The sequence below is a fragment of the Rodentibacter caecimuris genome, assembly GCF_001019715.1.
Classification (GTDB): Bacteria; Pseudomonadota; Gammaproteobacteria; order Enterobacterales; family Pasteurellaceae; genus Rodentibacter; species Rodentibacter caecimuris.
Genome location: NZ_BBXJ01000001.1, coordinates 2,203,006 through 2,228,622 on the forward strand (window position 1 = coordinate 2,203,006; position 25,617 = coordinate 2,228,622).

A 25,617-nucleotide genomic window follows, 5' to 3' on the forward strand; every position below is an offset into this window, starting at 1 on the left:
AGAAGTAATGACACAGACTTTTGCCGATCAAAAACGTAAAACCGTAGAAACCGCAGAATTTACCGAAGACGGTCGCTACAAACGCAAAGTACGTAGTTTTGTATTACGAACCGGGCGTTTGAGCGACTTTCAAAAATCAATGATGAACGCCCATTGGGGGGAATTAGGATTAGACTACCAAACTACCCCTTTCAATTTCGTAAAAATTTATGGCAATACGAATCCAGTGATCTTAGAAATCGGTTTTGGCATGGGAAAATCCCTTGTCGATATGGCGGTTGCTAATCCCGATAAAAATTATCTTGGCATTGAAGTGCATACCCCCGGTGTCGGGGCTTGTGTTGCTTATGCGGTGGAAAAAGGGGTAAAAAATCTTCGCGTAATTTGCCATGATGCCACCGAAATTTTACGCGATAGTATTGCGGATCATACACTCGCCGGATTACAACTATTCTTCCCCGATCCTTGGCACAAAGCAAAACACCATAAACGCCGTATCGTTCAACCGCACTTTGTCGAACAAGTGGTAAAAAAACTCGACAAAAACGGTTTTATCCATATGGCAACGGACTGGGAAAACTATGCCGAACAAATGTTGGACGTGCTACAATCCAATACGAATTTAGTGAATACCTCAGCAACCGGCGATTATATTCCCCGCCCGGATTTTCGTCCGCTAACAAAATTTGAAGCCCGCGGGCATCGGTTAGGACATGGTGTGTGGGATTTATTTTTCGTTAAAAATAATGTTTAACTCATTGAAAATATGTATTTTTGTTTAGGTTTAGTGTTTTTCACAAACAAAATCTAATATAAATAAACCGATTTATCCTTACCACTAACAAAAACAGGAGAACAATATGTCTAAATCCTACAACCAACGCCAACGTAAGAAACTCCATCTTGCGGAATTCCAAGAGTTAGGATTTCTAGTAAACTTTCAGTTTGCTGAAGGTACTTCAATCGAAACCGTTGATGAAATGATTGATCGTTTTATTGAAGAAGTCATTCAACCAAACGGTTTAGCTTATGAGGGCAGTGGCTATTTACACTGGGAAGGCTTGGTTTGCTTAGAGAAAATCGGTAAATGTGATGAAAGCCACCGTGAAACCGTGAAAAAATGGCTAGAAACCAACGGATTACAACAGATTGAAATCAGTGAATTATTTGATATTTGGTGGGAATACCCTGCATCAAAAGCGTAAATTTTTCACAATAAAAAAACAGCATGGGAAAACATTATTTTCATGCTGTTTTTTTATGATTTGTTCATCTAACATGATTACGTTGGCATTTACGATAAAATCAAGTTTGTCATCGATATATTGATTTCAGCCTAATACTTTACTTAGCGGGAAAAAAGACAAATTCTTGGCAATGAAGATCAATACTCACCGCGGATTGCAGAGGTAAATCTGCAATGTGGTAAGCGGTAAGATGAATACCGTTTATTGCAATTTGATAACGATAGTATTGCCCTAAAAAAAGTTTATTAATAATCTGCCCTTGCCCTGTATTGTCAGGTTTAATGAGGATCTGCTCAGGACGAAGAAGCCATTGATAATGCCCTTCAGCGTATTCCGTTTCAGAAGGCAGACAATAACTACCGATTGGGCTTTTGAAACGCCGATCGGCATAAATTTCACAAGATAAATAGTTTGTAGTACCGAGAAAATCAGCAACAAAATTGTTGATTGGCTGGTGATAAAGTCGGTTTGGAGTGCCAATTTGCATAATTCTTCCTTGATCCATTACCGCAATTTTATCGGCAAAAGCAAAAGCCTCTTCTTTGCTGTGCGTAACAAAAATCGCAGGGACTTTTTGGCTTTTTAGAATCTGTTTGATCTCTTGGATCATTGAATATCTTGTTTGGCTATCAATGTTAGAAAAAGGCTCGTCCAGCAAAAGCAAGGTCGGCTGACAAGCCAAGGCTCTAGCGACGGCAACCCTTTGTTGCTGTCCGCCTGATAATTCGTGGGGAAAACGTTGTTCAAATCCCTCTAGTTTCACCACGTTAAGCATTTGTTGCATAATGGTTTGCCGCTCACTTTTTGCTAATTTAGTTAAGCCAAACTGAATATTGTCCGCAACGGTTAGATGTGGAAAAAGGGCGTAATCCTGAAAAATTAAACCGATTTGACGTTGTTCTACGGGGATTTGATTAATCACCCTGCCCGCTAATTTTATTATGCCTTGTGTAGTGGGAACTAATCCGGCTATCGCTTTAAGTAAGGTGGTTTTACCACAACCGCTCGCCCCGAGTAAGCAAACAATTTCATTTTCTGCGACGTCAAGCTCAAGATTTTTTAAAATCTGATTTTGTTCAAACTGACAGCTAAGTTGCTGAACTTCAAGTAATTTCATTTAACGCTCTTTTTGTGATTGCGAAATTAATGAACGAGTCAGCCAAATCACGGGAATCAACCCTACCAGCACTAAGACGATAGCAGGCAAGGCTGCGCGCTCCAACTGTTCATCCGAGGTAAAAGTAAAAACGTAGGTAGCCAAAGTATCAAAATTAAATGGTCGGAGTAATAATGATGCATTGAGTTCTTTCATACTTTCAATAAAAACCATCAATATTGCCGTAATCATTCCTTTTGAAATCAAAGGAATATGAATATTTTTAAACATAGCAACACCCGTTTTCCCCATGCTTCGACTTGCCATGTCCAATGTCGGGGAAATTCGTTCAAGACAAGCGCCCAAAGTGCCAATTGCCATTGCTAAAAAACGAATAGTATAAGCCAGAACCAAAGCAAACAATGAGCCGGAGAAAATCAATCCGACCGGTTTTAACTCTAATGATTTAAGTAAACCGTGTAATTGATGATCGGCAAAGGTAAGAGGAGAAAGCAAGCCGATAGCCAATACTGTGCCTGGAATCGCATAACCAAAACCGGATAAACCGAGTGATAATCGGGTCATTTTGCTAAAGCACCGATTTTCCTTAGAAAGCCTGTGGGCAAAATGCAATAGCAGCGCGACACAAACAGTAGTGATCGCAGCAATAGAGGATACTTTCAAGCTATTTGCCGCAAACTTCACAAAGTCCAAATTCCATGACTGCTCAAAATACTCTATTGACCAAAAAATTAACCGACCAAAGGGAATAAAAAATGCGATAGCCAATAACCCCCAACACCAAGTTAATGCCAAAGCATTGCGCCAACCTGTTAAGGTTTTCAAATGTGCTTTCTTTTCATAACCACGTTGATAGCTTTTTTGTTTACGGCGACTGTACTGTTCAAGGCTGATGAATAAGAAAATCATCATCAGCATAAAAATTGAAATACGGCTTGCCGTGCCTAAATCGTGGAAGCTGAGCCAAGAATCATAAATTGCAGTTGTAAGCGTCGGCACGGCGAAATAGGCAACCGTACCAAAGTCACCTAGCGTTTCCATTGCCACTAACGCCATCCCTACCGCAATGGCTGGGCGAATAAGCGGAAAAGTAATGCGGCGGAAAATTTGACTCGGTGTGGCGCCAAGCATTTTGGCACTGTGTTGTAGATTTTCGGATTGTTCTAAAAATGCGACACGTACAAGCAAAAAAATATAGGGATACAAGACTAAAGCGAGCACAAAACACGCGCCATAAAGTGTACGAATTTGTGGAAACCAATAATCTCTAGGAGTTTGCCAACCAAAAATATCACGCAGTAAAGACTGAAATCCCCCGGAATAATCAAGTAAATCAGTGTAAAGATAGGCAATCAAATAAGCAGGCATGGCAAGAGGGAGACAAAGTAACCATTGTAATGTGCGTTGTCCCCAAAATTGAAAATTGGCAACCAACCAAGCTGAAGGCAACGCAAAAAATAATGCCAAGGCGACAGTACCGACCACCAATAAAACGGAGTTGATGACATAGTGCCCAAGCATGGTATTCCAAAAATGAATAAGGTTATCCATTTCACCACTTGACGCATGATAAACAATCGCTAACAACGGTAGCAAAACCAAAAGTGCGGTCAAAATTGCAGACAATTTCCAAGAAAGATGGTGTTTCATTTAATTATATTAATGTAAAAAATCAGACGTGCCGAGTAGCCTAAAAATTATTTGACTTGAAACAGGATTATACATTCTAGACACAAAACGAGCTTCAACAAATGTTAGATAAAAATCTATCGCTTGCTTAAAGCCCGTTATTTTGTTTAGTAAGAAATACTAGTAATTAAAATTCATCAAATTTCACTTCATCGACTAATTTTAATGCTTTTTCATAATTTTTAGCGATAGTTTCTAATTTTATCGTATCCGGCGTAAATGTTCCCCAACCTTTCACTAGCTCGGAAGGCTCTACACCTGCTTTCACCGGATATTCATGATTGAGCGTGGCATAAAGTTTTTGGGCTTTTTCACCGCTTAGATATTCGACTAATTTTACTGCGTTTGCTTTATTCGGTGCGTGTTTCGCCAAGGCTACGCCACTAATATTAACATGTGTACCGTACTCGCCAGCCGGGAAATTAATCACCGCCGCTTCAGCCCATGCTTTTTGCTTCTCATCATCTAACATTTTACCGTAGTAATAACTGTTACCAAGGGAGTAATCGCAAATTCCTTCTTTAATTGCTTTAACTTGATCACGGTCACCACCTTGAGGTTTTTGAGCAAGATTTGCTTTTAACCCCTCTAGGAAAGCTTTCGTTTTTGCCTCACCGTAATGTTCGATCATTGAAGCAAAAAGTGAAACATTATATGAATTTTTACCTGAACGTACGCATACTTTACCTTTGAGTTCAGGTTTGGCTAAATCAAAATAATTGAAATCTGCAGGTAATTTTCCTACACGCTCTTTTGAAGAATAAATAACACGGGCACGTGTCGTTAAACCATACCACTTCCCTTCAGTATCACGATATTGTGCCGGAATATTTTCATCTAAAACTTTAGAAGTAAACGGTTGTGCCAAGCCTTCATTTACGATTTGCATCACTCGTGAAATATCCACGGTTAATAGCACATCCGCCGGACTTAATTCGCCTTCTTGTTTCACACGTTCAACTAAACCCTTATCGGCAAAAATTACATTCACTTTAATACCGGTTTCTTTCTCAAATTCCTTGAGCATCGGTTCAATAAGGTAAGGTTGGCGATAGGAATAAACATTAACTTCCTCTGTCGCAAAGGCAGAAGTTGAAAATAGTGCAGAAAGAGATAACGCAACAGTGGTAAGGGATTTTTTCATTGGACTTTCTCCATAGGGATAGGTTGATTATTCGGTATGATTCTAAAAGTTTATCCCATCACCGTCAATAAGAATTATTATTATTTAAATATATTTTGATGCGTTCCTAAAACTGATTACTTGTTGCTAGGGAATATAAAAAATATGGCTTACTGTTATAAAATATTTCTAATAAAATCAATGAGTAAAATCCTTTTATTGATCTAACACAACAAAAGTTCAAGTCTTTATCAATCTACCTCTTTTTGGTAGTTTATATCTTGCGATCACAATTAGATAATTCACTATCCAAAGTCAGGTATATAACTATCCACAAAGGCAAACCGAATGAGCGTTGAAAACTTACCCCGCAGGCAATTTTTACGAGGTAAATTTTTAACATCATTACACACTGAAAACGAACAAAAACAAGGGTTTGAAGGAATTCGCCCGCCATGGGCCGTCTCCAATAATGAATTTATTGAACAATGTACGCGCTGTGACGGCTGTCTGTCGGTTTGCGAAACTAAAATTTTAGTGAAAGGTGACGGCGGTTTTCCGGAAGTTCAGTTTGAGAACGGTGAATGTACTTTTTGTAGAAAATGCGTTGAAATTTGTCAACAACCGATTTTCCGTCCCCCAAATGAGCAACCTTGGGCACATAAAGCCGAAATCAGTACAAATTGTTTAACGCAACTGGGCATTGAGTGCCGCTCATGTCAAGACAACTGTCCTGTGAGCGCCATTTCTTTTCATTTCCAAGTGGGTAGAGTAGCACAACCTCTTGTAAACACAGATACTTGTAATGGCTGTGGTGCTTGTTTGCAAAACTGCCCTGTTAATGCCATAAAACTCAATCATCTAAAACGCAATGAATAATAAAGAAAATTTAATCGATAAAAATATACAGGATTGGCATGTAGTCGGACTGATCGTGCAAGGAAATCCCCAAAAAATGGTGGCAATTCAGACCGCACTTTTGGAAATTGAACACACCGAAATACCCACTTTTGATGAAAAAACGGGCAAACTGGTTGTCGTGATGCAATCCCATGACCAGCATATTCTGCTTGATAACATGGAAAGCGTGAATCACATTGACGGTGTCATTAATGTTTCACTGATATATCACGAACAAGACGAGAGAAAAAAATAATCCATTTTTGTATATTGATTAATCTTTAGTGGCGTGAAATTCACCCTGAAAAATATAAACTTAATTTTTAAAATCAACGTGTAATGTGGGAGAAACGCGATGAGCTTAAGTCGTCGAGACTTTATGAAAGCCAATGCAGCTATGGCAGCGGCAACGGCTGCGGGATTAACCATCCCTGTCAAAAATGTGGTTGCGGCAGAATCCGAAATTAAATGGGATAAAGCAGTATGCCGTTTTTGTGGTACCGGCTGTGCCGTATTGGTGGGTACGAAAGACGGACGTGTTGTTGCTTCACAAGGTGATCCGGATGCAGAAGTAAACCGCGGTTTAAACTGTATTAAAGGTTACTTCTTACCGAAAATTATGTACGGTAAAGATCGTGTTACGCAACCAATGTTGCGGATGACCAACGGAAAATACGACAAGAATGGGGATTTTACCCCTGTTTCTTGGGATATTGCCTTTAAAACCATGGCTGAAAAATTCAAAGAAGCCTTTAAGAAAAATGGTCAAAATGCAGTGGGAATGTTCAGCTCCGGTCAATCGACCATTTGGGAAGGCTATGCCAAAAACAAACTTTGGAAAGCCGGCTTCCGCTCTAATAACGTCGATCCGAATGCCCGCCACTGTATGGCATCTGCGGCTGTTGCATTTATGCGTACCTTCGGTATGGATGAACCAATGGGTTGCTATGATGATATTGAACGTGCCGATGCATTTGTACTTTGGGGTTCCAATATGGCAGAAATGCACCCGATCTTATGGTCTCGTATTACGGATCGCCGCATTTCGAATCCTGATGTGAAAGTTGCCGTACTCTCCACTTTTGAACATCGTAGTTTTGAGCTTGCCGATCACGGTTTGGTATTCACACCGCAAACCGATTTAGCCATTATGAACTACATCATTAACTATCTCATTCAAAATAATGCGATTAATTGGGATTTTGTTAATAAACATACTAAATTTAAACGTGGTGAAACCAATATCGGTTACGGTTTACGTCCTGAAAATCCGTTAGAGAAAGACACCAACCGTAAAACCGCAGGTAAAATGCACGATTCTTCATTTGAAGAATTAAAACAATTGGTATCGGAATACACCCTTGAAAAAGTGGCAGAAATGTCCGGTGTAGATAAAGCCCAACTTGAGAATCTGGCAAAACTTTATGCCGATCCAAATAAAAAAGTCGTGTCTTTTTGGACAATGGGCTTTAACCAACATACCCGCGGTGTTTGGGCAAACCATCTGATCTACAACATTCATTTGCTGACCGGTAAAATTTCAATCCCGGGCTGTGGTCCATTCTCTTTAACCGGTCAACCTTCCGCTTGCGGTACGGCTCGTGAAGTGGGTTCTTTCCCACACCGTTTACCTGCAGATTTAGTGGTAACCAATCCAAAACACCGTGAAACGGCAGAACGTATTTGGAAACTACCAAAAGGGACAATTTCCGAAAAAGTCGGTTTGGACACCATCGCCCAAGATCGTGCAATGCACGATGGTAAAATGAACGTATTATGGCAAATGTGTAACAACAATATGCAAGCAGGGCCAAATATCAATACGGATCGTTTGCCCGGTTGGCGTAAAGAAGGCAACTTCGTCGTTGTATCCGATCCTTATCCAACGGTTTCCGCTTTATCCGCCGACTTGATCCTTCCAACAGCAATGTGGGTGGAAAAAGAGGGGGCATACGGTAATGCAGAGCGCCGTACCCAATTCTGGCGTCAACAAGTGAAAGCGCCGGGAGAAGCAAAATCCGACTTGTGGCAATTAATGGAATTTGCCAAATACTTCACAACAGATGAAATGTGGACGGAAGAATTGCTGGCACAAATGCCGGAATATCGCGGAAAAACATTATATGACGTGCTATTCAAAAACGGACAAGTGGATAAATTCCCATTAAGTGAACTTGCCGAAGGGCAATTAAACGACGAATCGGAGCATTTTGGTTACTACGTACACAAAGGATTATTTGAAGAATACGCCGAATTTGGTCGAGGTCACGGTCATGATTTAGCACCGTTTGACATGTACCATAAAGCCCGTGGATTACGTTGGCCGGTAGTAGATGGAAAAGAAACCTTATGGCGTTATCGTGAGGGTTACGATCCTTATGTCAAAGAAGGTGAAGGCGTAGCGTTTTACGGCTATCCGGATAAAAAAGCGATTATCCTTGCCGTACCTTATGAGCCGCCGGCAGAATCTCCGGATGCGGAATATGACTTGTGGTTATCTACCGGACGTATTCTCGAACACTGGCACACCGGTACAATGACTCGCCGTGTACAAGAATTACACCGTTCATTCCCAAATAACTTAGTGTGGATGAACCCGTTAGACGCGGAAGCCCGAGGTTTACGTCATGGAGATAAGATCAAAATCTCATCACGCCGTGGCGAGATGATTTCTTATTTAGATACACGCGGACGTAACAAACCGCCTCGCGGTTTAGTTTATACCACGTTCTTTGATGCAGGCCAGCTTGCTAATGTATTAACACTTGATGCAACAGACCCGATTTCAAAAGAAACCGACTTCAAAAAATGTGCGGTAAAAGTGGAAAAGGCTGCGTAAAAACGACATAAAAACCAACCGCACTTGTCACTACAATAGGAAATGAAATATGACACATTCATTTCCTATTAAAAGTGCGATCAATATTTAAAGAGAAAATGAAAAAAACCACGCTAAATCCTGAACGCCGACGCTTTCTAAAAGAGACAACCCGAACAGCGGGTGGTCTTGTTGGCATAGGAATTTTGCTGGGGTTACAACAAAAGCAAAGCTTAGCCCGTGAAGGGGTAACGCTACGTCCACCGTTTGCCTTGCAGGACGCGAAAGCATTTTCTGCGGCTTGTATCCGTTGTGGGCAATGCGTACAGGCTTGCCCTTACGATATGTTGCATTTGGCATCGCTATTATCGCCGGTAGAAGCGGGGACACCATACTTCATTGCACGCAATAAACCCTGTGAAATGTGCCCCGATATTCCGTGCGCACACGCTTGTCCAAGCGGCGCGTTAGACCGCAATGCAACGGATATCAACGAATCCCGTATGGGATTATCCGTGCTATTGGACCACGAAACCTGCCTCAACTGGCAAGGTCTGCGTTGTGATGTATGCTATCGGGTTTGCCCATTAATCGACAAAGCGATTACGTTGGAAAAACAACATAATCCCCGTTCGGATAAACATGCTTTATTCATTCCGACAGTGCATTCCGATGCCTGCACCGGTTGTGGCAAATGCGAACAAGCCTGTGTGTTGGAAGAAGCGGCAATTAAGGTTCTACCGATGGAGCTTGCAAAAGGAATGTTGGGTAAACACTATCGCCTAAGTTGGGAAGAAAAGGAAAAAGCCGGTCATTCTCTTGCACCGCAAGATATCATTTCTTTACCAGCCCGCACACCGGAGGCTGCCGCAATACCTGAGCCGGCTGAACCTGTTTTGGCACCAATTTTAGAGGTCACCAAATAATGGCAGCGAATGCACCTAAACATGCCGGCAGAGAAGCCCGCCAAAAATGGGGCTGGTGGTATGCCAACCGCTTTTTATTTTGGCGACGTTTAAGCCAATTCAGCATTCTGGCAATGTTTTTAAGCGGTCCTTATTTAGGGGTATGGATCTTAAAAGGTAATTACAGCGGTAGCCTGCTGTTTGATACGATTCCTTTAAGTGATCCCTTAATTACCGCAGAAAGCCTTGCGGCAGGCCATTTACCCGATGTCCTGACACTAATCGGCGCGGCAATTATTGTACTTTGCTACGCAGTACTGGGGAGTAAAGTATTTTGCGGTTGGGTTTGTCCGCTAAATATCGTGACGGATAGCGCAGCATGGTTACGCCGTAAACTCGGTATTCGCCAAACGGCAAAACTCTCACGTGGGCTACGCTACGGGATTTTGGCGATGATTTTAGTCGGTAGTGCAACAAGCGGAATGCTATTGTGGGAGTGGATTAATCCCGTCGCGGCATTAGGACGCGCTTTTGTCTTTGGGCTTGGCGCGACAGCTTGGTTAATTGTCGTCATTTTTCTTTTTGATTTGTTGATTGTCGAACATGGTTGGTGCGGACATTTATGCCCAATCGGGGCGGCTTACGGTATCATTGGTGCCAAAAGTATTCTCCGCATTAAAGTCGTTGATCGCAGCAAATGTGACAATTGTATGGATTGCTATAATGTCTGTCCGGAAGCACAAGTATTACGTTCACCTTTACACGGAAAAAAAGACGATAGCCTACTTGTGCTTTCTAAAGATTGCATCAGCTGCGGACGTTGTATTGATGTTTGCGCTGAAAAAGTTTTTAAATTTTCAACTCGATTCAATCATTCAGGGGAGTGATTAATATGACCAATCAGGTATCTAAAATTTTAGTGGGATTAATGAGCGCACTTTTTGTCGGTTATTTAATGGCAAATGACGTTAAATCTATAGGTAAAGATTTAACCCAATCGCCGGAAAATATTGCACCGGCATTTCACACTGCGCCACGTAACAGTGACTTACCGGCATTAAATTATGTGAACCAACCCCCAATGGTGCCGCATAGTGTGGCTAATTATCAAGTGACAAAAAATGTGAATCAATGCTTAAACTGTCATAGCCCTGAAAATTCACGTTTAAGCGGCGCAACCCGAATCAGCCCGACCCACTTTATGGATCGTGACGGAAACATTGGTTCCAGCTCATCGCCACGCCGTTATTTTTGCTTACAATGCCATGTTTCTCAATCAAATGTCGATCCTATCGTACCAAATGATTTCAAACCGATGAAAGGTTACGGTAACTAAGAAGGAAGGATTATGTCAGAGAAAAAACCAAATTTCATCGTTCGCTTTTGGCATTGGTTTCGTAAACCGAGCCGTCTTGCGGTGGGAACAATCATTAGCCTGGCTTTTATTGGCGGCATTTTATCTTGGGTAGGGTTCAATTACGGTTTAGAGAAAACGAATACCGAACAATTCTGCGCAAGTTGCCATATGAATGATGCCTATCCAGAATATCTCCACAGTGTGCATTACCAAACCCGTACCGGTGTGGGCGCAAGTTGTCCGGATTGTCACGTACCACACGAGTTCGGGCCTAAGATGAAACGTAAAATCATTGCGGCAAAAGAGGTTTATGCCCATTACACCGGCAAAGTGGATACCTTGGAGAAATTTAATCAACATCGTTTAGCAATGGCTGAAAACGAATGGGCACGAATGAAAGCCAACGATTCCCAAGAATGCCGTAATTGCCATAATGTGGATCGAATGAATTTCAATGAACAACGCCCTGTTGCTGCGAAAATGCACGAGAAAATCAAAATCGAGGGAAAAACCTGTATTGACTGTCATAAAGGTATTGCCCACCGCTTACCGGATATGAGCAATGTAGAATCTGGGTTTAAAAAAGAAACATCGGATAAAGCAGAAAAGTAATCAAATTTTGACCGCACTTTATTTCCATAAAATGTTTCTATATTAGAAATATATTTAAAGCCCGATACTTTCAACAAGATCGGGCTTTATTTCATCGTTAATAAAAAATATTAAGCTATTAATGGCGGTTTTTAGTTAGTTGAAATAATCCCTAAACATTTTAACTGTGGCAGTTGATTTTCTACAAATCCGTTGTAGATTCTTTCCATTCTGGCTTTTCCTTCCTCATCCTTTTCCAAGGTTTTCCCATCTTCTGCCATAAACAAATCGTTTTCCTTTAATAAACACCAAGCGAAATCCAATTGTTCTTTCTTCGTAAGCCCCTCAATATGGGCAAGTAAAAACCAACGCTGTACCATATCAATGTTGTATGCTCCACCAGTAATTGGACTGGCAAGATAGTTAATACTGAATTGTGAAGAACGGGATTGCTCCAGTACGTAGCGATTAAAGGCTTCACAATGTGGACGCGCTTGCTCAATGGCGTCTTCTGATTGCACTATAACCAAATTATTTTTACCGGCAAGGATAGCTAAAACCGTAAAAATATCCATTTCATTAAAACGACCTTTTAGTGCTTCCACAATATCTTTAACCAAGTGGATTTTATGATCATGCAGAATATCCAGTATGGGACTAAATAAATCCACATTCAAATCAACAGTCAAATGGCTTGAGGCTTTCATTTCAATTTGATTACGGGAAGTGAGTAGCAACACACGCAATTTTTTCCATGCTTCTCTTTGTTCATAGCTATTTAATCGACGTGCGCCTTTTACCCAAAAATCCTTACGGAACTGTTTATTTAAGATAAAGTCTTTAACCGTTTGAGCAAATGATGGATCACTAAAGCCAGCCATAAGCTCTCGTTGTTCTTGGTTATAGAGGGTTTCGTTAAAATCGTCTAAATAATTACTGGAACAAGCGAAAGTCAATTTAGCGGATTCCAACCATTTTTGCATATCGGCAAAATACATCGGTTGCCAGTCTTTATTCAGATATTCGTGGGCTACATAATGTGGATCATGGTTTTTAAGTCGTTCAACTCGAGAAAGTAATTCCGGTGATTTTTGTGTTAGATGGGGACTTTGAGCAAACACTTTACCAACAAACTCTATACTATCCTTAATATTTTGTTGGCGACTATTGGAATGTGCAGTCATTGTATTGTGATGTTGAAGTAATAAATGACGTAGTGGCGATGGCGCAGACCACCCAGGCAAGGTATTATAACTGATATATAAGATGCCGCCGACTTTTAGTTTGCGACGAATAAAATCGACCACAATGGCGCGGTTTTCATCAGAAATCCAAGACCAGATGCCATGTAAACCGATAAAATCAAACTCAGGTAAATCATCACGCTTACAAAATTCATTAAAACCCTGATCAGCAATTAACGCACCGTTATTCGTCACATCAGAAAGATAGCGGGCAAAATTGGCTTGAGATGGATTAAAATCCGTTGCATACCATTTAGCATGACCAGCGGCCGCATGTACATTAACCGATATACCTTGCCCAAATCCAAGCTCACAAGCGTTATACTGAGAAGTTGAAATTGACTCCGGTAACGCAATTCCCGCCATTAAAAAAGGAATAATGGCATTATTAGGATTGAGTTCCGAATAATAACCAAAAGTATAGTTTATATCGCTAACATAACCTTCTGACCAACTAGACATAAGAGATTCTCCTCATGAATTTAATATTGTTAAATACTTTTTATAAATATAGAACGGGTTTACTTTAGTAATACATTAATAAAGCCTGCGCACTATAACTTATTTCCAACTTATTTTTAACACATCGTTATTAAAATTAGGTGAATTTTTATATTTCTTTCCAGCCGGAACATTAAAAAAGTGCGGTCATTTTTAACCGCACTTTTAAGTGAAATATCACTATTGCTTATTCTTTAGTTTTCGACTTTTCCATTTGCCCGGTGGTTTAGGAAATTGCTCGACATCCCCTGCCTCATTCCCCCAAGCAATACCAAATCGATTACGGTGTAATGAACGAATCGGGTAGGCATATAAATTCGGACAAGGCATCACGCCATAACCCGCTTTAATATTCTCCTCCACCGAAATAATCTTCATGTTCTTGAATTTCCATTGTAATTCCAAACTTTCTTCATAACTTCCCATTTCAAATGAAGGAAGTGCCTCGATATGCGGGGCTTGTTCGGCAAAATAGCGTTCAATCTCTTTTTCTAATATTTCATCTTTCGGCAACCTACGGCAATATAACCCACCGTCAATCCAACCGAATAAAATCTTTTCGAGATATTCACAAATACTCGGGCGGGTCTCCAACGCTTTCATCATACTTGCAATACGCTCCGGTGGCGTATCGGGATTCATAAATTCCACTAAAAACCGTTTAAGCACTGCGCCTTTACTGCGTTGATACATACCCGGGAACATCATAAAAATCATGGGTAGCCACATGGTATAGTCTGAAACAACTATCTGAGAGCCCCTAATTGCATTAGCAAAGTATTTTGCTTGTTGATATGGGTGTACCCAAAAACTAACCATTCCCCCCATAAAAGCAAAATATTCCGGAAATGGGCGCATAAGTTTATTCACTTCCGTTAAATAAAACTTGTTATTAATGTAAGTATAAATAATACCTCGCTTGCGATCAAAACGTACCCGGCGTTTGGTCGGACGAAGGAAACAGAGCAAAACAAGAACATATTTACCAATAGTAAAATAGCCCCACCACTGTTCCTCTTTTCGAGTTTTATCAGCTTCAAATATATATACTTCTTTTGGTTCCCCCCAACGAGTAACATTAGGATCGGAAATTGATACGACTTTAGAATATTCCCTTTCAAACCACACTGTTGGTTGAAATGCAGCATAAATCTGAGTTTTTGTCATTTCTTGGTAACGAGGATCAAGAAAATCATAATAAACCCAACCAATCATTAAAGCGATAAAAAAGACCTTAACAAATCCCCATTTTTTTTCCTTTATTTCAATGGTATTTTCATCGGTTTTTCTAAACCAGTGGCGCATTAAACGTTGCTCTTTCTTTGTTAATTCATTTTGCATTACTTACTCCGAATAGCCTTCATCTAGTGCTTTTTCTATCACAGCCTGTGCTTGTTGTTGGATTTCCTTCGTTTTATTTTGGAACTCCTCGCTGAAATAGACATCCTCAAAGGTGCCGCCTTCCTTATCCGTAAACTCCGCAGTAATACGCACCTCTTTGATATGAATATTATTTTCGGCAAGATAAAATGTAACCTCTCCGGAAGATCCTGCATAAAACCGTTTAATCGGGCGTGCTTGAGCGGAACCCCATTCATACAGGTTAATCACCAGATTATGAGTAGTCGGCTCGGTGCGTCTAAATTCGGCACAGCTAATACGGTAATAACCTTGGCTAATTTTGCTGTTCCTTGTGAAAACAAAAGTGCGGTCATTTTTCTTGGTATTTCTTACTCTTAAAAAAACACTCAAAATTTTAACCGCACTTTTACCAAGAGTTAATTTAGATAGGATAACTATTTCTTATTCCTGTACTTGAGTTTCTGAGTTTTCCATTTATTTGGTTTGGGTGGTTTAGCACAAGGCTCTACATCTCTTGCCTCATTTCCCCAAGCAATATCGAATCGGTTATAGTGTAATGAACGTACCGGATATTCATATAAATTAGGGCAGGGCATCACGCCATAACCCGCTTGAATATTTTCCTCCACCGAGATAATCTTCATATTTTTAAATTTCCACTTTAATCTCATCCCTTCTTCATAAGTGCCCATCTCAAACGAAGGAAGTGCCGTGATATGAGGGGCTTGTTCGGCAAAGTATTTTTCAATTTCTTTTTCCAACACTTCATCTTTCGGTAATTTACGGCAGTATAAGCCACCGTCTATCCAACCGAATAATATCCTTTCCAGATATTCAAAAATACTCGGACGGGTTTCCAGTGCTTTCATCATACTTGCAATCCGTTCCGGTGGCGTATGAGGGTTCATAAACTCCACTAAAAAACGTTTAAGCAAAGCGCCTTTACTATGTTGGTACATTCTTGGGGAGAGCATAAAAATCATAAAAATCATCGGTAACCACATGGTGCGGTCTGACACAATCATTTGTGAACCGCCTCTAAAATTAGCAAAATGTTTTGCTTGTTGATATGGGTGTACCCAAAAAAATAATGCACCACCTACAAATGCAAAATATTCGGGTAATGGACGCATTAATTTATTGACTTCGGTTAAATAGAACTTATTGTTAACGGAAGTGTAAATAATACCTCGCTTGCGATCGAAACGTACCCGGCGTTTGGTTGGCCAGAGGCAGTAGATGAAGAAAAAGATGTACATACATGTAAAAATATAATAGTAGCCAATAATCCAAGTCGCTTTTTCTTTTCGGTGTTCTTTTATTGATATGAGAAATTCTTCTTTAGTTTCCCCCCATCTTGTTAAATTAGGATCTTTATCAGATTTTTCATACTCATATTGTTTTTCAGCCCATTTGTCTGGCATGAATGTCAACTCTAAGTTACGCCAAGTCATTTCTTTGTAGCGAGAATCTATAAAGCTATAATAAATACCAATTAATAACATTATTCCAAATATAATTTTAATGAAAGCCCATCGTTTTTCTTTCAATTCAATTGTATTTTCATCGGTCTTTCTAAACCAACTGCGCATTAAACGCTGCTCTTTCGCTGTTAATTCACTTTGCATCATTTACTCCGAATAGCCTTCATCTATTGCTTTTTCCATTGCATCCTGTGCTTGTTGTTGGATTTCCTTCGTTTTATTTTGAAACTCCTCGCTGAAATAAACATCCTCAAAAATGTCCCCTTCCTTATCTGTAAACACCGCAATAATACGTACCTCTTTGATATAAATATTATTTTCGGCAAGGTGGAATGTAACCTCTCCGGAAGATCCCGCATAAAACCGTTTAATCGGCTGTGCCTGAGCGGAACCCCATTCATACAGGTTAATCACCAGATTATGAGTAGTCGGCTCGGTGCGTCTAAATTCAGCACAGCTAATACGGTAATAACCTTGGCTGATTTTGCTGATTTTTAATCCCGCTTGAATCTCATATTCATAGAGCTCTTTTTCAAAACCCTTGCTAATTAACATATAATCTTCAATTTGTTTATTCATTGGTAGTCCGACACCTGCAACAGACTCCTCCTGACCGGTAGTAATCAATTCTAGTCTTGCAATGTGCTGCTTGGCTATTTCTGCGATTTCCTCATTAGCTAAAATTTCTGCACGCCGGATTTGATTATTAACATCATCGCGTTTTTCTCCCCAATAAAAATAATCTTTTCTACCCCAAAACCCTTTTTTCACCCAAGTTTCCAATGGTGTTGAACCTAACCATGAGATAGCCACAAAACTAAGTAGGATAATTACTAAAGCATACGGACTCGCCACACCTAAAGCTGAAAACAAATGTTCCTTTTACTCCAAACATTGCTAATATTCCGGATAACACAACAATACTTGAAGAGGCAATAATCGCCCCATTCGCTACGCTCGATACCTTATCCTCATTGGCTATTCCCTCTTGTAAACCGCCAAACGCAATCACCATAGTCAGGACGCCCCCGACCACTGCAGCCCCCGTATAAGCCAATGCCCGAACACCAATCAATACCGAACGTGCCGATGCGCCGCTGAGATTTCTTAACACATTCATCCCTGCCCCCGGCTTGCCGATTAATTTCAAGGCATACGCCGTATCCGCTGTTCCCACCGAAATATCTAGTATCGCCGTGATTTTGACTACCACCGGGTCTAACGCCAGTCTGCCCGCTGCCGTGCGTGCCAATTTTCTCGGTACCGTTAAATCATTATTTAATGATAGTATCCCCGCATAAATCGCCAATACACCGCTAAAACCATAATAGCGTTCGCTAAGCTGTATGCGGGTTTCCAAATCCTGAATTTCACCGAGAGTGATTTGCCGATAATTGATTAAGTCTTGTTTGATTTGGCGGAGTTCTTTTTTAATGGCTTTCTTACCGCCATTGCCTCGGCGGTTATCATACTGCCGTGAACGCTCTTCTTTCATCAGCCTGTCTATCTGCTTATCCGCCACTTCGGCAAAGAAATAATCGACATTTTTGATTAATTTTTTCTCATCCCAACCATAAATCGCCATTACCTTATCAAACTGTATTTTTCTTAATGCCGCTAAATTCGCCACCGTACGTCCGCTGTTCAAATACACATGCTCCATACCTTGAAAATAGCCTTTTAATATATGATGGCGTTGCTGAGGAGGAAGTATTTTCATCGCCAGCCCATACACGGCATCAGTCACTTTTTTACTGTGTTCTTTCAGCCAACCTATTGTGGTTGGGGCATTATTGGTTGGTGCCGCTTTATCATCACTAAACAAATTTTCTAATAACTCAACACCGTCAGAGGTGCATCCTAAGCCATAGGTTAAATCCGACAGTAAACGGTAAAACACATAAAAACCACGGTCGATACCGTTTTCTAGCGGAGCATAACCAATAATATCGTCAGAAATATTGAAAAATTCTTTAAACGAAGCTCGTTGTGCCAGTTGTATCACTTGCTTCACCAATCCGCCTGCCGGTTTTTCATAACGTTCAAAGGGTTCTTTTAACAGTGCCGTCATTTTGCTGTTAAATTCACTCACCAGCCCATCCCGCACGCCTTTTTGTTCGATTACCCGCTCTTTTTCCTTAAACGGATAGTCTTTTCCTTTGATATCATAGCCAATTTTCGGGTCAATAATATTGCCGATAGTTATCGGATAGGTATAACGGGCGTAGTAGGCTTTTTGTTTTTCCGTAAAATCAATGATGAGTTTTTGTAATTCATTTAGTTAGCTATTGAAAAGGAAAGTGCGGTCATTTTTCTCAGTGTTTTTAGTTCTCATTATAAAATACCTGAATAATCGACCGCACTTTTATAAACTTTAAAGCTCTTTTCCCTTCACATTTCCTAACTCTTCATCAAACACATATTCTGACTTATGCATCGAAACTTCAGGATATTCAAATAAATTTGGACATGGCACTTTAATAAAACCCGCTTTCCGATTTTCATCTTGACTGATGATTTTAAATAATGGCGCCCCTTTAAATTTACTGATTTCCGTTGGATAATGCTGTCTACAGGAAGGTAGTGCTCTGATTTTAGGGGCGTCGTTTTTAAAATATTGTGCGATTAATCCCTCTAACTTCTCTTTCTCCGGAAGTCTGCGTGTATATAGTCCTTCATCTATCCAACCGAATAAGAATGAACACAATCGTTCTATAAATCCTTTCTTAGTTTCTAATGCGTTCATCATTGCCGAAATTCGCTCTGATGAGGTATTTGGATTCATAAAATCAACCAAATATTTTTTAAATATCTGGCTCGATTTTTTCGATGAATATTTATGCAAAAACCACCAAATATGGCAGGGAGATACATTGAATAATCCATAAAAAGTATTCTTGAATGTCTTGCAAGACTGCTAAATCGTACTTTATTACTATAGGGATGAATCCAAAATAAGAATGAATTTGAACTAATAAAATATTCAGGCAATGGACGCATTAATTTATTAATTTCCGTGAGATAAAGCCTTCTGTTGGTATAGGTATAAATAATTCCCCGCTTTCGATCAAAACGCACCCGCTTTCCGGATGGGAAAAGGATAATAGCAAGTACAACAACATACCAAGCCAGACTTAAATAACCATCCCAAACACGATGTTTATGTCGCTCCCACATCCTTTTCATAAAATCTTCTTTTGTATCTCCATACATTGTCATATTGGAGTCTGTGTCAGATACAATCTGATTATATTCTTTTTTAAATCTAGTCTCAGGTTGAAAAGAGAATCGTATTTCCTCCCGAAATCTCTCACTCGAATCTGGTTTAATGAGGTCGTAGTATAGTGGGAGAAGTAATGCTAACGCAATCAACATAAGATTAAATGCACCTTTCCACTTTATTTTTAGCTCAATAGTATCTTCATCTATTTTGGTAAACCAACGGCGTAATTCACGCTGTTCTTTTTTTGATAAGTCATTTGTAGTTAGCATATTATTACGTCCTTAGTTCATCATCGTATGTAAAATATACTCATCACTCGTGTAGCTTGCGGTAAATTCTGTTCCGTCTTTATCGGTAAAAGTGACTTCTAGCTTAACATTTGCTTGTCTGATACCATTTTCAGCTAAGGAGAAAACTAATTCTCGATTCGAGGTCAACTCAATATTCTCTATTTTCCGAGATTTAGCATAAGGAAGATAACAAACAATCTTCAGATTAGTTAAATTCGGCGTTATTCGCCCAAGCAATACTATTAAAAGTGCGGTCATTCTCTCTGTGTTTTTTGCTTCCACAAAATACCTACAAAATAAACCGCACTTTTATAAATAATTTAAACTTCTTTACCTTTTACATTTCCCCATTCCGGATCCGGCATATTAGTCGGTCTATGCATAGAAACTTTTGGATATTCATACAAATCAGGACAAGGCACCTTAATAAACCCCTCTTTGCGATTTTGTTCTTGGTTTACGATTACTAGAAAGGGGGCGCCCCAAAACTTATGGACTTCATTCTCATATGCCATTCGATAAGATGGTAATACTCGTATTTGAGGGGCGTTTTCTTTAAAGTAGCCTGTTATCATATTTTCCAGCCGTTCTTGTTTGGGTAAATTTCTCGTGTATAACCCTTCATCAATCCAACCAAATAAAAATGAATAGAGGTGTTCCTTTAATCCTTTTGGTGCTTCTAATGTATTGACTATTTGGGATAATCGTTGAGGTGCAATATTCGGATTCATAAAATCTACGAGACTTTTCTTCAGTATTGGTGCTCTACTTTTCTTATAGGCATTTGGTATTAAAAATACCCTGCTCCCTAGCTCAAACAAATACATAGAATAATCCGACACAAACACCATTGACCCCAAGGGGAAATGTTTAAGAAATGGTGTGGTATTTTTAAATGGCGGTAACCAAAAAACGATCCCCCCTCCAGTATTAATAAAGCATTCAGGTAATGGCCTTGCTAATTTGTTTACTTCCATTAAATAAAATTTTTTATTTATATATGTATAAATAATTCCACGTTTTCTATCAAAACGCACTCTACGTTTTGTTGGCCAAAATATAATACCGAGCAAAATCACATACCAAGCGAGATTAAGATATCCATCCCATTTATTCCAGCCCAGTCCTTCTCTCCATTGCCATAAGTTATTTATATACTCTTCTTTAGTTTCATTCCAGATAGTCATATTTGGATTATTTTTAGATACAACATTACGATACTGTTGTTCAAAATATACATTTGGATTAAATGAAATATGAATCTCATTCCAGAATAGCTCGCTAGAGCTTGGTTTAATAAAGTCATAATAAAGAGATGGAATTAATGCCAAGATAATTAACACTACATTGATAATTCCTTTACCTTTTATCTTTAACTCAATGGTATCTTCATCTATTTTTGTAAACCAACGCCGTAATTCTCGTTGCTCTTTTTTTGATAAGTCATTTGTAGTTAGCATATTATTACGTCCTTAGTTCATCATCGTATGTAAAATATAATCATCGCTAGTATAGTCTGCCGAAAACTCTGTTCCGTCTTTATCCGTAAAAGTGACTTCCAGTTTAATATTTTCTTGTCTGATACCATTTTCAGCTAAGGAGAAAACTAATTCTCGATTTGGGGTCAATTCAATATTCTCTATTTTCCGAGATTTAGCATAAGGAAGATAACAAACAATCTCCAGATTAGTTAAATTCGGTATTGTTCGCCAAAACTCTGCACAGGTCACTTTAAAGCGATCTTTGTTATTCTTTGACATTTGAGTAATTTGCAAACCAAATTGAATAAAATAACCATAGACTTCATCCTCAAAACCTTTAGCAACAAGAGAATAGTCTTCATTTGTATGATAAGCACTTACTTTTTCTAATAATTTTGCTTTGTTAATTTGTTCTTCAAGATTATTTCTTGGCTGATTTTTCCAGTAATAATAATTAGGTGTTTTTCCCCAAAAACCATTTTTAGCCCAACTCACTAGAGAGCTATCGCCAAAGAATGTTACGAGTGTTCCACCAATTAATGCAAGCGCAGCAATTACCCAACCAACATATGGAATCTTTGACAAACCAAACGCAATTGCAACTACACCACTAATAGAACTATAGAATAAAAGACGATAACCCCATACGGAAACGTCATCATTATTGGCCTTAGCTTCCTCGATACCGCCCCAAGCCACAACCGCAGTTAATGCGCCTCCAAGAATCCCTAAGGCTGCATAACCAAACTTTAACGGTTGACCTTTAATCGTTTGCCATATACTTCCGGGACGGTTTTTAAATGTAAAGCCCGTTGGATCACGCATTAATCCTGCCGAATGCGATAAATTCATTGTCGCCACAGCCGTGTCCATGATCGCCGCACTTTTTACTAATGCCGGATTTGTTGTCCACTTTCCGGCATTAGTTTTTATTGATTTACGTTTTAGCGCCAAATCTTCATTTAACGCAATAAAACCACTAAACACGGCAATGAAGTTTAGTGTCCCGGCATAACTACGACTAAACATGAAATCGAAATTCGCTTTCGCTTGGGAAATCGAAGTTGGTTCATGCTCAAATAAGCCTGATAATTGTTTATCTAAGAACCACAAAAAGGTTTTTCTGTGTGTTGCAGAAAAATCAATATGTTGATTCGGTTTACCGTTTGCTTTATTGGCTGTACGTTCATTCTTTGATAATTGGGATAATTGTTTTTTATTCTCTTGTAATAGGATTTTATGCAGTTTTTCAAATGCAGCTTTACTTTTTTCTGCATTTCCCCAAACATCGGATATACCTAAAATACTAAAGATCTGTTTTGCAGTGGTAGTCTTATACAATGCCGCCGATTGTCCAAATACATTTAATCCCGTTTCAAGAAAATCATTAAGTCCTTTGTAAATTCGTTTTGCCACTATCCATTTCTCATTGAGCGCAAAACCGATATTCGCTCCCTGCGTCACAATAGGTTGGATAGTTTCCACACCTTTTGAAAGTGATTGTTTTGCCCAATCTAAAAACGGCGAAGGGGTATTATGTTTCATGGGGGCATCAAATAAATAGCTCAAATAATCAATGCCATTTGGCGTACTTGATGTGCCGAAAGTAATATCTTTTAATTGTTCAAAAAAGCAATAAGCAGTTCGAGACACGCCTTCCATATCTTTACAATCTGTGATTGCTTGCGATATCCCTTTCAAAAATCCCTGAAAGGAGTTTCGTGAACCTAAGAGCCAAATCTGATCAACCAGTTTTTCCATCGGTTTTTCATAACGCTCAAACGGCTCTCTCAGTAATTCAGTAAGTTTTGCTTTAAATTGCGGATGTAGTACTTTTTCTACTCCGCGTTGTGCAATGGCACGCTCACTTTCCTTCAAAGGAAATTTTTCCCCTCTTATATCGTAGGCAATTTTAGGATCAATGATGTTACCGATGGTTATCGGATAAAGATATTTAGCGTGATAATTCGCTTGTTCTTGGGCTAAATCCAACACAATTTTTTGTAGCTCATGCATTTCACCAACAACATCCTGCAACGCAACCATCAATCCCGTTTCTTTGTAATCAGGAAAACCGGATAAAGCACTAGGGATAGCTGTATTTTTGAGTTTTGTGTACCAACTTTGCGTTTGCTCGGATAAATCGTTTGATTTATTAAGAGATTGATATTCCAATACATGTATATTGAGGTCTTTTAACGGAGCCGAATGTTTTTTCGGCGCGCTGACATTGACCGTTGTCATAACTATCTGTCGTAATTTATCGTCTTTTTCAAAGCGTTCAATGATCTCTGACGACCACATATACTCACTATAAGCAATATCGACAATATCAACATCTTTATCGACAAATGCGGTATTGAAACTTATTGTGTTAGTCATACAAGGATATTTTGAGGTGTCTATTTTACCTAATGTCCAATTTCCATTGGCACCTTTTTCACCCCATTTACAAAGTAAGAAAGAGTCGTTTAATCCGGCATTTTGATAGTCGCTTAGTTGTTCAAATTCACTCGCACTATTTATATCGTCACTATGGGTGACATAGCGAAAAACCAGCCATTTGCCTTTATCATCGGTAGAAAATAAACGGTGTTTGGTATGTGCATAGATATAGACAAAACCTTGGCGGAGTTTCATCAGTGAGTGTTCCTCTGATTGCCCGATACCGGCAGGTGCGATCTCAGATAAGTTTTTTATATTTCCCGCTCTTGCCTGCGCTAAATAATCGATACTTAATCCATAGCGCACTGGATAAAGGGGAATAATCGGTAATTCACATTTGCTGTGTCCGTCTGACAATTCCTGAGCGGCTTGATTAATTTTAGCAACATCAAGTTTCATTTTAGGTTTGGTTTGTTTGGTCTGCGTGCTATCTTTCATCTTCATTTTCTTTCTCAATTAGATTATTCATTAGCGTTTCAAGTAAATTTGTTGTTGAAAACTGTGTTTTTTGCCATAGCTGTTCAAGCAGGCTGAAATAGTTCAATCCATTATTTTCGGCAATTACACGACCGACTAAATAAAACCAGTATTCACGTTGGGATTGCGCTATGTTACGTGATTTGGCATTTTCTAACCATTTGTCAATAATATCTAAATCAATTTCGTCAAAATAGTCTAACACCATATTTTTTAACGTCGATTTTGTATTGAGCCATTGACTGCGTTCAAAAGCGTTCCGCTCCACTTCCCCCAACTCAATTTTGGCAGGCTGAGTATTTTCCGGTAACGGGTTTAAGCTAAAGCAAATAAATTCTTGCTCTACACGCACACCAAACGCTTCAATAATGGGGGCTTGCTTTTCTTGTGGTTGAACCGCTTGCTGCGCCGGCCGAGTATTTGAATTCACGCCAAACAATGCCGCGAGTTGAGCCGGGTAGTGGGTCAGTTGCGGCAGATAGCGATTGAGCACGAGCGGGTCGTAGAAGCGGAAAAAATACCACTTTTCAGAGCTGGGGGCATAAAGGTGGGTCCATTTTCGCAGGTGACGATAAACCTCATCAAAGGATTGACGGCTTTTAATAAAAATCACCGGATTAATCGCCCAATGGCTAAATACTTTGCTATCGGCTTTTCTAAACAAACGTTGTAAAAACGCCACAGTTTCTTCTTGGTACGGGTCAAATTCCAACAGGTAAGGAGATTGCTCTTCTAAGGTTTGCCCGATATTACCGGTATAAAGATTTGCCATACGACCGGCGCTCTCTAAGCGGTAAGGAAAACTGACGGCTTTGGCACAATCGACCACGGCATAAAAGTGCGGTGGATTTTGGCTGTGTTTTTCCGATTCTTTTGCTTTTTCTCTTTGTTTTTTATGTGCGGCTTGATTTAAGATTTGATGGTATTCCCCCAGCCCTTCAAAATCGGCAAAGAAAAGTGACCACACTTCGTCGGGCAGAACCGCAGGGGCAATAAACTCGGTAAAGGGGGAAAATCGGACGGACTGTCTGTTAAGAAAGGTGTCAAGGTGTTGTTTGGTTTGTCTCGCTTCATCGGTATATAAACAAAACAACGGCGAGTTATTGGACACTTGTTGCGCCGCCCGCCAAAGTGCTGCCTCAAAGCCATGTCGGGAGAGCCATGTTTGAATAGGAAGCGGTGTCAGTTGTGCTTGCCCGATAAGTTGATGTTGGTTGAGATAATACTCAACCTGCTGAAGGTAGTTTTCCGTATCTTCAGCCAAACAAAGTAAATAAGCGGTCTGTGTGATATGGGGTGTGACTTGATGGCTTAAATGATAATGGGTGAGCCAAATTTGTCCGGTCGGTTGTTGTGTGGACAT

Annotated in this window: 24 protein-coding genes; 9 read left to right on the forward strand and 15 right to left on the reverse strand. The window is 39.7% G+C overall.

Annotated features, from left to right (window positions below; translation table 11 throughout):
• Window positions 1-7 precede the first annotated feature (7 nt).
• Complete coding sequence (trmB, locus tag PNEUHYL_RS10900; RefSeq protein ID WP_059368875.1) at window positions 8-754, forward strand: tRNA (guanosine(46)-N7)-methyltransferase TrmB; 747 nt, start codon at window positions 8-10, stop codon at window positions 752-754.
• 106 nt (window positions 755-860) lie between these two features.
• On the forward strand, window positions 861-1,205 hold the full coding sequence (locus PNEUHYL_RS10905) for a YggL family protein (RefSeq protein WP_059368194.1): 345 nt from the start codon (window positions 861-863) through the stop codon (window positions 1,203-1,205).
• 139 nt (window positions 1,206-1,344) lie between these two features.
• Here the strand turns inward: PNEUHYL_RS10905 and PNEUHYL_RS10910 are convergent, their stop codons facing one another.
• The 3 genes from PNEUHYL_RS10910 to PNEUHYL_RS10920 form a co-directional block, all read right to left on the reverse strand.
• Window positions 1,345-2,364, reverse strand: coding sequence for an ABC transporter ATP-binding protein (locus PNEUHYL_RS10910; RefSeq protein WP_059368196.1), 1,020 nt, complete (start codon window positions 2,362-2,364; stop codon window positions 1,345-1,347).
• Complete coding sequence (locus tag PNEUHYL_RS10915) at window positions 2,365-4,014, reverse strand: ABC transporter permease (protein ID WP_059368200.1); 1,650 nt, start codon at window positions 4,012-4,014, stop codon at window positions 2,365-2,367.
• Window positions 4,015-4,180: 166 nt separating this feature from the next.
• Complete coding sequence (locus PNEUHYL_RS10920) at window positions 4,181-5,197, reverse strand: Fe(3+) ABC transporter substrate-binding protein (protein ID WP_059368202.1); 1,017 nt, start codon at window positions 5,195-5,197, stop codon at window positions 4,181-4,183.
• Between the two features lie 327 nt (window positions 5,198-5,524).
• Here PNEUHYL_RS10920 and napF point away from each other — a divergent pair, with 327 nt between their 5' ends.
• From napF to PNEUHYL_RS10955, 7 genes are all read left to right on the forward strand, one after another.
• On the forward strand, window positions 5,525-6,055 hold the full coding sequence (napF, locus tag PNEUHYL_RS10925; protein ID WP_059368205.1) for a ferredoxin-type protein NapF: 531 nt from the start codon (window positions 5,525-5,527) through the stop codon (window positions 6,053-6,055).
• On the forward strand, window positions 6,048-6,332 hold the full coding sequence (locus PNEUHYL_RS10930; RefSeq protein ID WP_059368210.1) for a chaperone NapD: 285 nt from the start codon (window positions 6,048-6,050) through the stop codon (window positions 6,330-6,332). Before napF ends, PNEUHYL_RS10930 begins: the two co-directional genes overlap by 8 nt.
• Before the next feature lie 99 nt (window positions 6,333-6,431).
• Entirely contained in the window at window positions 6,432-8,915 is a 2,484-nt protein-coding gene (napA, locus tag PNEUHYL_RS10935) for a nitrate reductase catalytic subunit NapA (protein WP_059368212.1), read from the forward strand.
• A gap of 98 nt (window positions 8,916-9,013) precedes the next feature.
• Window positions 9,014-9,820, forward strand: coding sequence for a ferredoxin-type protein NapG (napG, locus tag PNEUHYL_RS10940; protein WP_059368214.1), 807 nt, complete (start codon window positions 9,014-9,016; stop codon window positions 9,818-9,820).
• Window positions 9,820-10,686 (forward strand): quinol dehydrogenase ferredoxin subunit NapH, encoded by an 867-nt coding sequence (gene napH, locus PNEUHYL_RS10945; protein WP_059368215.1) that lies wholly within the window; start codon window positions 9,820-9,822, stop codon window positions 10,684-10,686. The genes napG and napH overlap by 1 nt, the downstream gene beginning before the upstream one ends.
• 5 nt (window positions 10,687-10,691) lie before the next feature.
• Entirely contained in the window at window positions 10,692-11,135 is a 444-nt protein-coding gene (locus PNEUHYL_RS10950; RefSeq protein ID WP_059368217.1) for a nitrate reductase cytochrome c-type subunit, read from the forward strand.
• Window positions 11,136-11,147: 12 nt separating this feature from the next.
• The gene (locus tag PNEUHYL_RS10955; RefSeq protein ID WP_059368221.1) at window positions 11,148-11,768 is read left to right on the forward strand and encodes a cytochrome c3 family protein; all 621 of its coding nucleotides are present in this window, start codon (window positions 11,148-11,150) and stop codon (window positions 11,766-11,768) included.
• A 131-nt stretch (window positions 11,769-11,899) separates the two neighbouring features.
• Here PNEUHYL_RS10955 and PNEUHYL_RS10960 read toward each other — a convergent pair whose 3' ends face one another.
• From PNEUHYL_RS10960 to PNEUHYL_RS11015, 12 genes are all read right to left on the reverse strand, one after another.
• Window positions 11,900-13,453, reverse strand: coding sequence for a class I SAM-dependent methyltransferase (locus tag PNEUHYL_RS10960; protein WP_059368223.1), 1,554 nt, complete (start codon window positions 13,451-13,453; stop codon window positions 11,900-11,902).
• 219 nt (window positions 13,454-13,672) lie between these two features.
• Complete coding sequence (locus tag PNEUHYL_RS10965; RefSeq protein ID WP_059368226.1) at window positions 13,673-14,833, reverse strand: hypothetical protein; 1,161 nt, start codon at window positions 14,831-14,833, stop codon at window positions 13,673-13,675.
• A 3-nt stretch (window positions 14,834-14,836) separates the two neighbouring features.
• Window positions 14,837-15,244 carry a hypothetical protein gene (locus PNEUHYL_RS10970; RefSeq protein ID WP_239690357.1) on the reverse strand — a complete coding sequence of 136 codons (408 nt, stop codon included), beginning with the start codon at window positions 15,242-15,244 and terminating at the stop codon, window positions 14,837-14,839.
• A gap of 44 nt (window positions 15,245-15,288) precedes the next feature.
• The gene (locus tag PNEUHYL_RS10975) at window positions 15,289-16,482 is read right to left on the reverse strand and encodes a hypothetical protein (protein WP_077664010.1); all 1,194 of its coding nucleotides are present in this window, start codon (window positions 16,480-16,482) and stop codon (window positions 15,289-15,291) included.
• Between the two features lie 3 nt (window positions 16,483-16,485).
• On the reverse strand, window positions 16,486-17,109 hold the full coding sequence (locus PNEUHYL_RS13800) for a hypothetical protein (protein WP_255204595.1): 624 nt from the start codon (window positions 17,107-17,109) through the stop codon (window positions 16,486-16,488).
• A 46-nt stretch (window positions 17,110-17,155) separates the two neighbouring features.
• A complete protein-coding gene (locus PNEUHYL_RS10985; RefSeq protein ID WP_129582425.1) occupies window positions 17,156-18,430 on the reverse strand; it encodes a hypothetical protein in 1,275 nt (424 codons plus the stop codon).
• A gap of 282 nt (window positions 18,431-18,712) precedes the next feature.
• On the reverse strand, window positions 18,713-19,123 hold the full coding sequence (locus tag PNEUHYL_RS10990; protein WP_059368233.1) for a hypothetical protein: 411 nt from the start codon (window positions 19,121-19,123) through the stop codon (window positions 18,713-18,715).
• Window positions 19,120-19,830: a hypothetical protein gene (locus tag PNEUHYL_RS10995; protein WP_059368235.1), complete on the reverse strand. Its 711-nt coding sequence runs from the start codon at window positions 19,828-19,830 to the stop codon at window positions 19,120-19,122. The genes PNEUHYL_RS10990 and PNEUHYL_RS10995 overlap by 4 nt, the downstream gene beginning before the upstream one ends.
• 12 nt (window positions 19,831-19,842) lie before the next feature.
• Window positions 19,843-20,133, reverse strand: a complete 291-nt coding sequence (locus PNEUHYL_RS11000; RefSeq protein WP_059368237.1) for a hypothetical protein — start codon at window positions 20,131-20,133, stop codon at window positions 19,843-19,845.
• Window positions 20,134-20,171: 38 nt separating this feature from the next.
• On the reverse strand, window positions 20,172-21,311 hold the full coding sequence (locus tag PNEUHYL_RS11005; RefSeq protein WP_059368241.1) for a hypothetical protein: 1,140 nt from the start codon (window positions 21,309-21,311) through the stop codon (window positions 20,172-20,174).
• Between the two features lie 12 nt (window positions 21,312-21,323).
• Entirely contained in the window at window positions 21,324-24,215 is a 2,892-nt protein-coding gene (locus PNEUHYL_RS11010) for a toxin VasX (RefSeq protein WP_059368246.1), read from the reverse strand.
• Window positions 24,205-25,617, reverse strand: coding sequence for a DUF4123 domain-containing protein (locus PNEUHYL_RS11015; protein WP_059368250.1), 1,413 nt, complete (start codon window positions 25,615-25,617; stop codon window positions 24,205-24,207). The genes PNEUHYL_RS11010 and PNEUHYL_RS11015 overlap by 11 nt, the downstream gene beginning before the upstream one ends.